At 65.9% G+C, this 12,405-nt stretch carries 10 protein-coding genes; 1 reads left to right on the top strand and 9 read right to left on the bottom strand.

Annotation, left to right across the window (positions count from 1 at the left end; all coding sequences use genetic code 11):
* Position 1: 1 nt before the first annotated feature.
* Entirely contained in the window at positions 2-1,342 is a 1,341-nt protein-coding gene (locus tag IPP90_09385) for an aminotransferase class V-fold PLP-dependent enzyme (GenBank protein MBL0170928.1), read from the bottom strand.
* A 103-nt stretch (positions 1,343-1,445) separates the two neighbouring features.
* Between IPP90_09385 and IPP90_09380 the strand changes: the two genes are divergently transcribed.
* Positions 1,446-2,378 carry a serine hydrolase gene (locus IPP90_09380; protein MBL0170927.1) on the top strand — a complete coding sequence of 311 codons (933 nt, stop codon included), beginning with the start codon at positions 1,446-1,448 and terminating at the stop codon, positions 2,376-2,378.
* An 8-nt stretch (positions 2,379-2,386) separates the two neighbouring features.
* Here the strand turns inward: IPP90_09380 and IPP90_09375 are convergent, their stop codons facing one another.
* From IPP90_09375 to IPP90_09340, 8 genes are all read right to left on the bottom strand, one after another.
* Complete coding sequence (locus IPP90_09375) at positions 2,387-4,021, bottom strand: hypothetical protein (GenBank protein ID MBL0170926.1); 1,635 nt, start codon at positions 4,019-4,021, stop codon at positions 2,387-2,389.
* On the bottom strand, positions 4,018-4,698 hold the full coding sequence (locus IPP90_09370; GenBank protein ID MBL0170925.1) for an ABC transporter ATP-binding protein: 681 nt from the start codon (positions 4,696-4,698) through the stop codon (positions 4,018-4,020). Before IPP90_09370 ends, IPP90_09375 begins: the two co-directional genes overlap by 4 nt.
* Positions 4,699-4,709: 11 nt before the next feature.
* Positions 4,710-5,849: an ABC transporter permease gene (locus tag IPP90_09365; GenBank protein MBL0170924.1), complete on the bottom strand. Its 1,140-nt coding sequence runs from the start codon at positions 5,847-5,849 to the stop codon at positions 4,710-4,712.
* Complete coding sequence (locus IPP90_09360; protein MBL0170923.1) at positions 5,846-7,510, bottom strand: GH3 auxin-responsive promoter family protein; 1,665 nt, start codon at positions 7,508-7,510, stop codon at positions 5,846-5,848. The genes IPP90_09365 and IPP90_09360 overlap by 4 nt, the downstream gene beginning before the upstream one ends.
* The gene (locus IPP90_09355; protein ID MBL0170922.1) at positions 7,507-8,265 is read right to left on the bottom strand and encodes a hypothetical protein; all 759 of its coding nucleotides are present in this window, start codon (positions 8,263-8,265) and stop codon (positions 7,507-7,509) included. Before IPP90_09355 ends, IPP90_09360 begins: the two co-directional genes overlap by 4 nt.
* Positions 8,262-9,428, bottom strand: coding sequence for a hypothetical protein (locus tag IPP90_09350; protein MBL0170921.1), 1,167 nt, complete (start codon positions 9,426-9,428; stop codon positions 8,262-8,264). Before IPP90_09350 ends, IPP90_09355 begins: the two co-directional genes overlap by 4 nt.
* Positions 9,398-10,684, bottom strand: coding sequence for a radical SAM protein (locus IPP90_09345; GenBank protein MBL0170920.1), 1,287 nt, complete (start codon positions 10,682-10,684; stop codon positions 9,398-9,400). Before IPP90_09345 ends, IPP90_09350 begins: the two co-directional genes overlap by 31 nt.
* Before the next feature lie 74 nt (positions 10,685-10,758).
* Positions 10,759-12,156, bottom strand: coding sequence for a B12-binding domain-containing radical SAM protein (locus tag IPP90_09340; protein ID MBL0170919.1), 1,398 nt, complete (start codon positions 12,154-12,156; stop codon positions 10,759-10,761).
* Positions 12,157-12,405 lie beyond the last annotated feature (249 nt).

The raw sequence follows: 12,405 nt of genomic DNA, 5'->3' as shown, positions 1-12,405 counted from the left end.
GCTACCCCCGCAAAGCCACGGTCTTGATCGCCGATGCCAGGGCGTCGGCGTCGGCCACGCTGTTGTACAGGGCCGGTGTCACGCGCACACAGTCGCCCTTGGCGAGGCCCGTTCGGTAGAACGTGAAGATTCCGAACTCGTCAAGGAGCGCTTTGGTGATCGCCTGATTGGCCTCGCGAGTGCCGCGACCATGCAGTCGGAACCCGGTAATCGCGCCGACGAGTTCAGGATCGTCCGGCGTGAGGATATCCACCCCCGAGACTGTGCGCACGGCGCCGACCCAGCGATCGCGCAGATATCGCAGGCGCGCCGCCTTGTTGGCGACGCCAATGGTGGCCTGGAAGTCCAGCGCATCGGGAATGGTGAGGATTGTCGCGAAGTTGCTGGTACCGGTATGCATGCGACTGTCGATGCCCTCCAGCGGGCCCACGTCTCCGTGCGCGCGATCGATCGACGCCAACTTGTCCTCGCGGATGTACATCACGCCCGCACCGACCGGCGCACCGATCCATTTGTGGAGGTTGAGTCCCACGAAATCGGCGTCGAGATCAGCCATGGTGAGCGACACCTGCCCGAACGAATGCGCGGCGTCCACCACCACGTCGATGCCGCGCGGCCGTGCGATGGCGACGATGTCCTTTACCGGCAACAACAGGCCGGTCTTGTTGTTGCAGTGGGTCAGCAGCAACAGCTTCGTCTTCGGATTAGCGTCCAGCGCTTTCGTGTATGCCGCCAGGATGGCGTCGCGGGACGCGGGCTCGGGGATGTCGAACGTCACCAGCTTCGCCCCGGTGCGCTCGGCCAGCGCATTCATGGCGTACTGCATGGCGTTGTAGTCGAGATCGGCGTACATGATGGTGTCGCCCGACCTGATCTTGTTGTACTGCCCGATGAGCCCCTGCAAGGCCTCGGTGGCGTTGCGCGAGAACGCAATCTCGGTGGGCTTCGCCCCGATGAACTCGGCCACGCGCACGCGCGCCTGCTGCTGCAACGCCGGGAACTCGCGACGCGCGAAGAACGAACTGTCGCGATTGGCACGATCGATGTTGCGGTGATAGGCCTCAAGCACCGGCCGGGCCATCATGCCGAAGAACCCGGCCTCCATGTTGTTGAGGCCGGATTTCACGTGATACCGTGCGGCCACCTGCTGCCAGAATACTTCGTTGCGCGCCACCTGTTGCGGCGTGCCGGCGGGTGGCTTGAGCGGTGGCTGGGTACCGTTGGGCGCGGTGCCGTTGGGCGCGGTGTCGGCGGCGGTCGTGGCCAAGGCAGGAGTGCCGGCGGCAAGGGAAGCGGCGCCGAGCAGGGCGGCGTCTTTCATGAAGGAGCGGCGGCTGGTCATGCGTTGAGCTTACGGTGGGGCTGGCCTGCAGGCAAACCCACGCTGGTCGGACGACTGCGCGCGACCCACATTCCCCGACACACCTCAGCCACTGGGCCGAACCATGCGCAAAGTGCTCACCGCCGCACTGCTGATCTGCACTCTCGCGTCACCTGCGCAGGCGCAGTCCGATCAGCGCGCCCAGCTCACCGCCAAGTTCCGCGCCCGACTGGTCGAGGTGGCGCGCTCGACCGATGGGGTGGTGGGGATCGGGGTCATCGACCTGAAGAGTGGTGAACGGTTCGGCGTGAACGACACGCTGGTATTCCCGCAGGGGAGCGCCATCAAGATTCCGCTACTGGTGGAGCTGTTCCGCCAGGCCGACGCCGGCACGCTGTCACTGGACGAACGCGTGGCGGTGCGCGCGGCGGATCAGGTAGGCGGAACGGGCGTAGCGCAGTGGTTTGGCGACGGACAATCGATGCTGGCGCTGCGCGATCTGGCTGTATTGATGATCGTGCTGTCGGACAACACGGCCACCAACATGCTGATCGGCAAGGTGGGAATGGGCGCGGTGAACAAGACGATGGCATCACTGCGTCTCGGAGCCATCGCGCTGCAGCGCCTGATGATTCGGCCGCTGGAAAGCGCAATCGGCAACGAGAACGTGGCCACGCCAGCGCAAGCGGCCGAGCTGATGCGACGCATTCACACGTGCGAACTGCCGATGGCGAAGACGCGTTGCGACGACCTGCGACGCATCCTGGAGATTCCCAAGGATGGTCAATTCCCCGGCAGCGTGCCGGCCGGGGTACGGGTGGCCTGGAAACCCGGTACGGTCGAGGGTGTGGAAACGTCGTGGGGGCTGTTCGCGCTGCCGGCGAATCCGTACGTCGTCACGGTGATGGTGAACTACTCCGACGACGTGGTTGCCACGCGAACTATCCGGCAGGTGGCCGATGCGGCCTACGAGTACTTCAAGCGCGTGGCACGCGCCTCGCCGTACGGTGTGCGAGTGCCGGCGTCACTCGCCGACTCCATCCGCAAGCGCCCGTAGCCTTGCGCTCACTGCCGCGACGAGGCGACACGCGGCGTACTCAGGAACGCCGACAGCAACCGCTGGTACCGATACACGTCGACCGGCTTGGCCTCGACCATCTCGGCCAGTAATCGCACGCCTGCGGCGTCGGTGACACGCAAGGCACCGGCCACCATCGCGAGTTCGACCAGCGCGGCGCGTTGGTCGGGATCGCGCGGCCGCGATCGACCCGAAGCGGCGAGGAAGCGGCTCACGCACTCGCGCTCCGCGGCGGGTCGGTCGCCGCCAAAATGCCGCTGTACCATACGCGTTACCCGCGTGGTTATCTGGTACAGGCTGATCGGCGCCCTGCCACCGAAACTCAGCGCCACGCTGCTCCCGGTGAGCGCGAGCAATGTCTTGCGCGTCGAGCGCGCGAGCGGCTTGGCGGCCAGTCGCGACTTCTCTCGACGCGCCAGCACCGCCAGCGCCGGGTCGACGGGGCGGAATCCATACCGGTAATAGAACCAGAACGCGCCAGTGTCGATGCCTTCGGGATTGTCGAGGCCGAACTGGTGTGCGTCGACCTCGAAGTATCGCACGTCGAACATCCGGTGGTACACGCGCAGCAACTGACACATGAGATAGCCTGACTCGCCGCCGCGATAGGGTTCGAAAATGTTCATCCCGAAGTCCGCTCGCTCGCCCAGCATCCAGGCGCCACCGTACGACACCGGCATGCCGTTCCGGAAAGCAGTGAAACCCACATACGATTCGAGCGCCAGCTGCCGGTCGTGTGTCATCCCGTAGATGGCAACTGAAACCCCGCGATCGAGGTCGAAGACGCGCAGTGATCGCGCGTCAAGATAGGTGGCCGGATCGGTCTCGCGACTGGTCAAGGTCATCGTGTTTCGGATCACCCGCACGACGTGTTCGCGTGCGGCGGTGTTCAAACGTCGTGCCGATGGCAGCGTGCGGTCGATCAGCGCGGCCGCGTCGAACTGCCTGATGCGTTCCGACTGATAGAATGGCGTGGAGCCGGGAAGTCGATTGAAGGCGGCGGAAAAATCGACATGCGTGGGTGTTACGCGCACCATCACGCCCAGGGCGTCGTACAGTTGGTCCTTGATGTACGGCGAGCCATCCAGCCGACTCAGCTCGGCGAGGAGAAAGGCCAGACGCCTGTCGGGCCGCACGCCGAGCACGTCCAGCAACGCATCGTTGGAGAGCTCCGCGTTCGTTTCGCTCCGCTCGAGGGTGGTGAGCGTCAGCCGCAGCACTGCGTTCAGGTCGAGCGTGGCCTCGGCGAACTCTTCGAAGCGCACCGCACAATGCGGATGACGGGACAACCATCGCACACAGTCGTGCGAGAATCGTGTGACCTGGCTGACGAACGGTAGCCCCACGCTGTCGGGCGCCTCTGCATGGCCACTGCGGCGTTTCCGCAGGAAGGTCGCCAGGCGCGTGAGCGATGCGTCCACCAGCCGCACCATGTCCGCATCGGACGGATGGGCGCGCAGGAAGAGCAGGCATTCATGATACTCGGACAGCGTCGCGGTGCCGCGTAGCGGCGTGCGCTGGAGTCGGCGCACGTACTCCCTGGTGTCGGCGATCGCGTCGGCGTCGAACCGGCTGTAGACCCGCTGCAGCCCGGCAACCATCGTGTCAAAAGTCGTCTTCATGCGGTATCGATCGTGGTTACGTGTCCATCCTCCATGCGCACGACCGTATGGGCGTACGGCATCAGCCGCGCGTCGTGGCTAACCACCAACACGGCCGTCCCCTCGATGGCCGAAGCGTGCAGCAACTCGATGATGCGCTGCCCGGCGCGGGAGTCAAGGCTGCCGGTGGGCTCATCGGCAAGCAGGATTCGCGGATCGTTGGCCAGCGCGCGGGCGATCGCCACGCGCTGCTGCTCGCCACCACTGAGCGTTCCGGCGCGCGCATCATGCCGAAGGGAAAGCCCCACGCGTGCCGCCAGCGCGTGTGCACGCTCCCGCGACGCGGGGCGGCCCACGCCGGCGAGCGTCAGTGGTAACTCGATGTTCTCGAGGGCACTCAGCGCGTCGAGCAGTCGGAATCGCTGGAACACGAATCCAACCCGACGCAGGCGAAACGCCGTGAGGGCTGCGGGAGCCAGCGCGGCGAGTCGCGTGCCATCGACCTCCACCTCTCCCGCACTTGGCGCAAGCAATCCGCCAATCAGCGACAACAAGGTCGTCTTGCCGCTGCCGCTGGGGCCCATCACCAGCGTCAGCGCTCCCGGTCGAATGCTCAGGCTTACGCCATCGACCGCGCGTACCAGTGCGTCGTTCGACTTGCCAAAATGCCGACTGACGCCATGGAGGCGCACGGCCATCTGGTCGGTCGTCATGCGCGAAACACCTCGGCCGGATGAATGCGTGCAATGCGGCCCAGCGGCAGGAGCGCTCCAAAGGCGCCAGTCACCAGTGCGCCTGCCGCGACCAACATGGCGTTTCGCGCTGACAGCGACAGCGGCACCGCCGGCGCGAGCGCCTCGGCCATCGGTACGGCGATCGCGTAGACCATGCCTCCCACCATCATGCCGCCGCACACGGCGGCCAGCGCCTGACCCAGCATCACCCGGCCGAGGACACGCGAGGGCGCGCCGATGGCCTTGAGCAGCGCGTAATCTTCGCGTCGTTCCAGTACCGAACCGTACAGCAGCAACGTGAGCACGGCGACGGCGACAATGCTGCCCAGCACGGCCACGGTCGAGAGAATCGGCAGCAAGCCGCCGCGCATCTCGTCCATGTTGTTCTCGGCAAATGTCGCTTGCGACAGTACTGCCGCCTTGGGCAGTCGCGCGCGCAAACGGGCGATGAGCGTGTCCTTCTGCATGCCCGGTGCCGCCCGTACGAGGAAGTAGCTGGCCACGTTCGTCAGCCCAAGGAGCGTGCGTGCATCGTCGTAGGTGACGAAAGCAAATTGGGTCAGCACGGAGTTGGTGCCCCGGCTGAGACCGGTCACGCGAAACGTGTGGCCTTGAATGACGAGAGTATCATCGATGCCGACCTTCATCCGGCGCGACAGCGCCCAGTCGAGCACGATGCCGCCGCCGCGCACCGACGGCGAGCCCTTGACCACGTCGGGACGACCCAGCGCCGACCCGGGTTCCAACCCGATGACGATGGCCGTGACCCGCTGCGCGCCCACGTCCAACAGCGTGATGACGCGCAAGAGCGGTGACACTTCGAGAACACCCGTTTCTGCCTGAAGCGTGTCCCCAACGGCCGTCGGCAGGAACGACGACGCCTTGATGAAGTTGGTGGTGTTCATCTGCGCCACCCAGGCATCGATGGGACGGGACGCCACCCACCCGTTGGCTTCGGTGCGCACGCCGTCGTACAGGGCAAGCAGAAAGAGCATGAGCACGACTGTCATTCCGACGCCGCCAATGGTGATGGCGAAGCGAGCCGCATCGCGCACCACCATGCGCCGCGTGAGCGGCACACCGCCACCCGGACGCCATGGGGGCAGGTCAGTCATATGGCGGTTCTCCCTGTGTGTGCGGGATGGCGGCCGGTTTCGCGCGTCGGCGCGCGCACCAGTGTGCGGGGCTTGGCCTCGCCAAGTCGGCCGGCGTGCGCACGCAACGCGTCACGTGCGTCGTCTTCGCCAATGGTCACGACCTGCAGCGGTGCCAACTGACCCAACCGTCGCGCCAATGCATAATGCGGGTTTTCCCACAGCAAGGCTTCCAATCGTTGCGCCACGCGTTCGACCGACCCCGCCAATGACTCGGTTGACAACAGCAGCTCGTATCCGGCCGCCGCGCCGCGTTCCCAACCCCGGAGCACGGCGACGGCGGGCGCCGGATCGTCGCCCCACAGACCCCGCAATGCTTCCGCGACGAACGGCTCACTGAGCTTTTCACCGCGCAGGTCACTCACATGGCCACCTCGTCCGAGAAAGCGCAGGGTCGGCGTAGCCGCCAGATGTCCCGTGCACTCGACCACGTCACCCAAGCGATAGCGCCACAATCCGCCGCCGTTGGTCACGATGACCTCGTAGTGCGCCCCTGGCCGGAGTTCATGCGCGCGTCGGATATCGCCGTCGTCCTGCAGGAACTCGAAGTAGTGTGAACACACCGCCAGCGGGAGCGCGTCAGCGAACGGCACCGTGACGACGGCTTCCGTGGCCAGCAGACCCTTGCGCTGCACGAGCACCCGCGGCGCGTCTTCGGCGCATCGTGAGCGGAGACGGTCGCATCCCGATTGCGCCGCCTGCTCTCCCCAGCAGCTGACAACCTGAAGCCGAGGCCACCAGGCGGGCCAGTTCGACGCGCCGATTCGACGCAGCGCGGCGGCGCGTACGCGATTGGCCGGTGCACGCCACGCCGCATGAGCGGCCGACGGCAACGCGACCTCCCACGGATTTGAACCGCTCGCAACCGCCTCGAGCAACTCGGACCAGGCCTCAACGGCAGCGGCGACCAGCAGTTCGAGGAATGATGGGTGCCACACGGAGATGAGCCGCAACTCCGGCTGTCGCAGCAAGGCCAGCAGCGACAGGCACCAGAAGGCGCGCTCATCACGCACGTGCCGGATCGATGCCGGCACGGCCATCGCCCGGCGAACGAGCCACGCTTTGGCGCCGCCAAGGTATTCGGCATCATCGGCGAACCCGATCGGGACGGCGCCTGCGTTATCGCTCGTTCGCGCCGGATCGGCGATCGTCTCGGTGGTGGAGAGCGGCGAGACCGACCAATACGCCGGTCCGCCAACCAGCCGAGGACGTCGGTGTGCCAGATCCAGCATCCACGGACCAACGGCCGCGTCGAAGGCCGTCGTGAGTCCGCGAGTGAACGGAATGAGCTTGCGGGCACCCGACGATCCGCTGGTCGGCGCGAAATGGGTGACCGGATCGATGCTGAGCACCATGGTGTCGCCGCGACGTATGCGGCCAATCCACGGCGCGAAATCATCGTAGTCGGCCAGCGGCACGCGACGCGCAAAACCAGCGTAGTCCGCGATGGCGGCAAAGTCATGTCCGTTGCCGAAATCACTGGCCGCATGGCGGGCGAGTTGCGCCTGAAGCCAGGCGTGCTGGGTCTCGGCGGGCGCCGCCAGCGCGCGATGGAATCGTTGACGGGCCGCCATGTTTGATGCGAGCCAGCAGGCATTGGCCATCGCGGCGCCGCCGTTCATGCCGTCACGTCGGATGTCGCACCCGGACTGAGGCCACGCACCATGCGCGCTCCGGCGGCGGTGAGGTTGTTGTCGCCGAGCGTGGTGAGACACACCAGCTCATCGCCAGCGGAATGCCCCGGGTTGCGCGCCAGGAAGAACTCGACGTGTTCATCGCGGCGCTTCCCGCCGGGAACGGCGGCCAGTGGTGCACGCAGCCGTTGTGGTCGCAGGAATCGCACCACGCCGGCGACTTCGTCGTACGCGGCGCCAAATCGCGCGCGCGCAAGGTGTGCCAGCAGTCGCGCGGCGAACGGCGGTGTTGGCGCGTCATGTCGCGGCCAGAACTCCTGCCAGAATACCGGGAGGAACCGGTACGTGCGGAATCCCGACGAGAGCAGCAACCAGTACCAGGGCTCCAACGCGCGTTCACCCTGGATGCGACGCACCATGGCAATCCAGGCGCGCGCGAGCACCGGTGAGCCCCAGGCGTCGGGCGCCACGATCGTGTCCCCGGAGTACACCACGTTGAGGGACCGGCCCTCGAACGTCGCGGTGTACACCTGCAGTGTGGAGAATCCGACCAGTCGTTCGCCACGAAAGATGCGAAGCACCCAGTCCTTCTCCTCGAGATCGGCCTGGAACTGCGCCCGGTTCACTCCTTCGAAGTACGTGTCGAGCAGGGTGAAGAGCTCGTCACGTTCGCTGTCCGATAGCGATGCGCGCGGCGCGGCATCGGCGACATCGTGCGCGGTGTCGAACCCACGGACGGTCATAGCAGCGCAACCTCGGGCCGAAACGGACTGGCGTCCCAGCGATCGGGCCAGGCGGGCGCGTCGGACCATCGCACATCGTACAAGCGCGTGTGATACTCGCGGCCGCGCCGACACTGACGAAGCGCGGACAATTGCGGGTCGCGTGCCTCGCGCGCCAACACCAGCCAGTCAATCGAACGGTGCGCTGCCGTCTGGCGAAGGGTGTTCCAGAGCGTCGCCCAGTGCGTATCGCTGTCCACGGCCATACCGAGGACCGATGCGAGCGCCAGCGTGGTGCCGGGTTGCGGCAGTAAAGGCGCGACGCCGAAGCGAGCCAACAGATTCACCAGCGGCCGCGACACCTGCAGCAGCCCGTCGTAGCCGCAAATAACGGTCTGTTTGAACGCGCGTTGATCCCACACGGCCGCGGCCGCGACGATGCGGCCGCGCTCGCGCACAACCGAAAAGTCGCGCAGGCCGACACCGTGTTCGGCGAGCGCCTGCCACCGCGCGTCGTCCCAGCTGAGCGAGAGCTGCACAGACCGCGCGTGGCGCTGAAGGAATCCGGTGAGCTCATCGCGGTCGACGGGCGCGGCGGCCGGTCCCGTCGTGCCGTCTGCCGCCGCCTCGCGCGTCGCACGGTTCACCGGCACGACGCGCGTGACGAGATCCGCGATGGGCGTGTAGACCGGAAGACCAAACCGCCGCCCCTGCTCGAGGACCCGGCGTGCGCGCACGTTGTCGGTGGCGATACTCGTGAAGCAGCCCTCGACGTGATTCTCGCGCACCTGGCGGTGCAGGATATCGAAACCATCGCGCAGGATGCGCGCGCCGTGTCTGGCGTCGGGCGCGACCCGCAGTTCGCCGAGATAGCCCACGCGCCGCGCGGTGCCGTTGCGGTGCAGTGTATGCAGGCTGAGTCGCGCGACCGCATTCACCGGTCCGTCGGCGCGATGAATGAGCGTGCGGTCGTCCGCACCGGCCAGGCCCTCACCGGCGAAGTAGTCGGGTTCACGCGTGAACGCCACACGAACCGCTCCCGGCATTACCACGCGCCGCAGGAGCGTCCGCACCTCGGCTTCGTCACGGGGAGTGGCGAGTGCAAAGCCGTCCGGTGCTCCGGCGGCCGACGCGGCTTTCCCGGGTGCCTCCGTCAGTTCGCGGTCAGCAAGGTGCCGCGCCACGACAGGTCTCCCAGTGGGTAGTGATCACGCAGGCTGACGTCGCCGCGATGCATCGCGTTGATCGGGAAGAAATTCCGCCACATGAACGCGTTGGATCGATTCACCGTGTCGGCGCTGCGACGGAAGATGCTGGACCACGAGTAGAATTCGCGTCGCGCGCCCAGGCACTCGCGCTGCAGCGCCTCGGGCGACATGCCGCGCGGTTGGAAGGGGATGCGGTTGTAGCTGTACTGGTCGTCCAGCCACCACGATTCGTACAGCAACCGGCCTTCGGCCTCGAGTCGTTGATACAGCGGCGTCCCCGGAAACGGCGTGAGGTGATTGAAGGCCGCGATGTAGAAGCCATGTCGTTGCGCGAATTCCACGGTGGGACGGAAGCTCTCTTCGGAGTCGCCGTCGTAACCGAAGATGAAGGTGCCGTACACGCGGATGCGATGGCGGCGCAGGTTGGCCAGCGCTTTCTCGAATCCGCCTTTCGCCGTGTTGAACGTCTTGTTCATGGCGGTGAGGTTGGCCGGATTCAGGCTTTCGAAGCCGATCAGCACGCCCTGACATCCACTGCGCACCAGGAGGTCGAGGAATTCCTCGTCGTGCGCCGCATTGATGCTGGCCTGGCTTACCCAGCGGATGCGCAGCGGAATGAGGGCGCGGAAGAACTCCTTGGCCTGCGAGATGTTGGACGTGATGTTGTCGTCGACGAAAAAGAAGATGCGCTTGGAGTCCTTGAGGGCGCGTAACTCGTCAAGGATGCGGTCGATCGGTCGGCGCGTCTGTGTCTGGTTGAAGACGGTCTGCACCGCGCAGAAATCGCAACGGAAATGGCACCCGCGACCGGCCTCCACGAGGCCGATGGGCAAGTAGCGCTTGCCGCGGAAGATCGACCGATCGGGACGGAGCAGTTCCAGTGACGGACGCCCCTCACTCCGATAGAACTTCTGCAGTGTGCCATGCCGGGCGTCATCGAGCACGCGGCCCCAGAGCGTCTCTGCCTCACCGACGACCACCGCTTCCGCGTAGCGCGCGACCTCGTCGGGGCACAGGGATGCGTGAAAGCCGCCCATCACCACCGGAATGCCGCGACGCCGGTATTCACTGGCAATCTGATAGGCGCGCTTCGCGGTGTAGGTCTCGACACTGATGGCGACGAGATCGGTCGGTTCGTCGAATGGCACCGGCTCCAACCGGTCGTCGTAGAACTTCACCTCGATGTCGCCCGGCGTGAGGCCGGCCAGCGCGGCCGCCGGCAGTGATTCCATCTGCCACGTCTTGATGTATTCCTGCCCGGGGACGCGTCCCACGCAGGGGTGGACCAGCGTGACGCGGAACCGCTTCACGAGCCCACCTCGGCGGTCGCGGCATCGGTGGAGGTCTCCACGTATCCCATGTCCTGTCCTGACGGCGCGCGCCCGATGATCCAGTCGCAGTTGTAGAACCGCGACAGGTTGTTGGCGTAGAAGCGATAGCCGAGGTTTGTGCCGATGCGCACCGGCCATGGCGCCGGTGACTGGCGGATGCGCCGCCAGATCCCGTTCAAGCTGTAGGCATGTTTCCAGGCCGATTCGATCCCGCGCTGCAGTTCCTCTACACTCATGTGCTTCGGCTGGAACACCACATGTTGCGCGTCGTACAGTTCCCAGTTGCGCGTGAGGATGCGTCCCTCGGCTTCCAACCGCTTGTGCAGCGGCGTATTGGGAAACGGCGTGACCACGGCAAAGCGCGGCAGGTCGATCTTGGCCTGCACGGCGAACTCGGCGGTCTTCAGGAAGACATCCGGCGTGTCTTCGTCGAGCCCGAACACGAAGCAGCCCTGCAGCGCAATGCCGTGCGCATGCAAGCGCTCGACAACGCGGACAAAGTTATCCGGTGAATTGAATCCCTTGCGGCTGCCCTTGAGGTTTGCGGCCGACATGGACTCAAGTCCCATGAGCAATCCGCGGCATCCGCTGCGGGCGCAGAGTTCAAGCAGCTCGAGGTCGTCGGCCAGCAGGACAGTGGCCAGGCCGTACCAGTTGAGCTTGAGCGGAATGAGCGCCGTGAAGAGTGTCTTCGCGTGTTCCCGGTCGGCGATGAGGTTGAGGTCGATGAAGATGAGCTTCTTCGCGCCATGCCGACGGATGTCCGCGACGACGTCGGCCACCGGCTTGAGGAACGGCTTGCGGCCCCATGCCGTGGGTACCACGCAGAACTCGCAGGGATGCACGCAGCCGCGCGTGGCCTCGAAGACATTGTTGGTGATGAAGTGGCGGCCGGGCAGCAGATCGCGGCGCGGGAACGGTCGGTCAGCGAGGCTGAGGCCCGGCGCCATGGTGTACCGGCGCTGGAGCGTGCCGGCGACGATGTCGTGCAGCAGCTGCGGCCAGGTGTCTTCCGCGTAGCCCACCACGATCGCATCGGCGTGCGGTTGCGCGTCGTCGGGGATGAGAGTGACATGCGGGCCGCCGAGTACGACCGTGATGCCCCGCGCGCGGAAGTGGTCGGCCAGGGCGTACGCGCGCACCGCCGTCCCGGTAATGACGGTGAGCCCGACGACATCGACATCGAGGTCGAGGGGCACATCGGCGATCCCTTCGTCGATACACTGCACCGTGTGCGGAATGTCGGCGGGGATGAGCGCCGCCAGTGTGGTGAGCGTCAGCGGCTGGTAGCGCAGCGACTTGCGCCAGATCCCGCCACGGTGTCGATACAACGGACCTTTGGGGGAGATAAGTGCGATGCGCAAAGGGGTCATGCGTTCGTCCGGCACGCTATTGGTAGACACTGTTCACCTCGGCAGTTGACGACACGCATATCATACCTGTTGGCGGGTGGGTAGCAATACGTCGAACGCTACGTCACTCGACGTATCAACGCGCGCTTGCCTGTCGGGCAACCCGACCGCATGATCCAGATGGGGCGTCTCAGCTGTCCCGCGCGTGGAGGCCGCCAATGAAAGTCACATTTATCAGGCCGAATATCGGAGACCGCAGGGCGAGTGACG

The organism is Gemmatimonadaceae bacterium, from assembly GCA_016720905.1.
Classification (GTDB): Bacteria; Gemmatimonadota; Gemmatimonadetes; order Gemmatimonadales; family Gemmatimonadaceae; genus Gemmatimonas.
This window is presented reverse-complemented; position numbering and strand designations above follow the sequence as displayed.

Bases quoted from the DNA above. Each gene is read 5' to 3' on its own strand.
- IPP90_09380 (MBL0170927.1), top strand. From the start codon at position 1,446: ATGCGCAAAGTGCTCACCGCCGCACTGCTGATCTGCACTCTCGCGTCA.
- IPP90_09370 (MBL0170925.1), bottom strand. From the start codon at position 4,698: ATGGCCGTGCGCCTCCATGGCGTCAGTCGGCATTTTGGCAAGTCGAAC.
- IPP90_09365 (MBL0170924.1), bottom strand. From the start codon at position 5,849: ATGACTGACCTGCCCCCATGGCGTCCGGGTGGCGGTGTGCCGCTCACG.
- IPP90_09360 (MBL0170923.1), bottom strand. From the start codon at position 7,510: ATGAACGGCGGCGCCGCGATGGCCAATGCCTGCTGGCTCGCATCAAAC.
- IPP90_09345 (MBL0170920.1), bottom strand. From the start codon at position 10,684: ATGGAATCACTGCCGGCGGCCGCGCTGGCCGGCCTCACGCCGGGCGAC.
- IPP90_09385 (MBL0170928.1), bottom strand. From the start codon at position 1,342: ATGACCAGCCGCCGCTCCTTCATGAAAGACGCCGCCCTGCTCGGCGCC.
- IPP90_09375 (MBL0170926.1), bottom strand. From the start codon at position 4,021: ATGAAGACGACTTTTGACACGATGGTTGCCGGGCTGCAGCGGGTCTAC.
- IPP90_09355 (MBL0170922.1), bottom strand. From the start codon at position 8,265: ATGACCGTCCGTGGGTTCGACACCGCGCACGATGTCGCCGATGCCGCG.
- IPP90_09340 (MBL0170919.1), bottom strand. From the start codon at position 12,156: ATGACCCCTTTGCGCATCGCACTTATCTCCCCCAAAGGTCCGTTGTAT.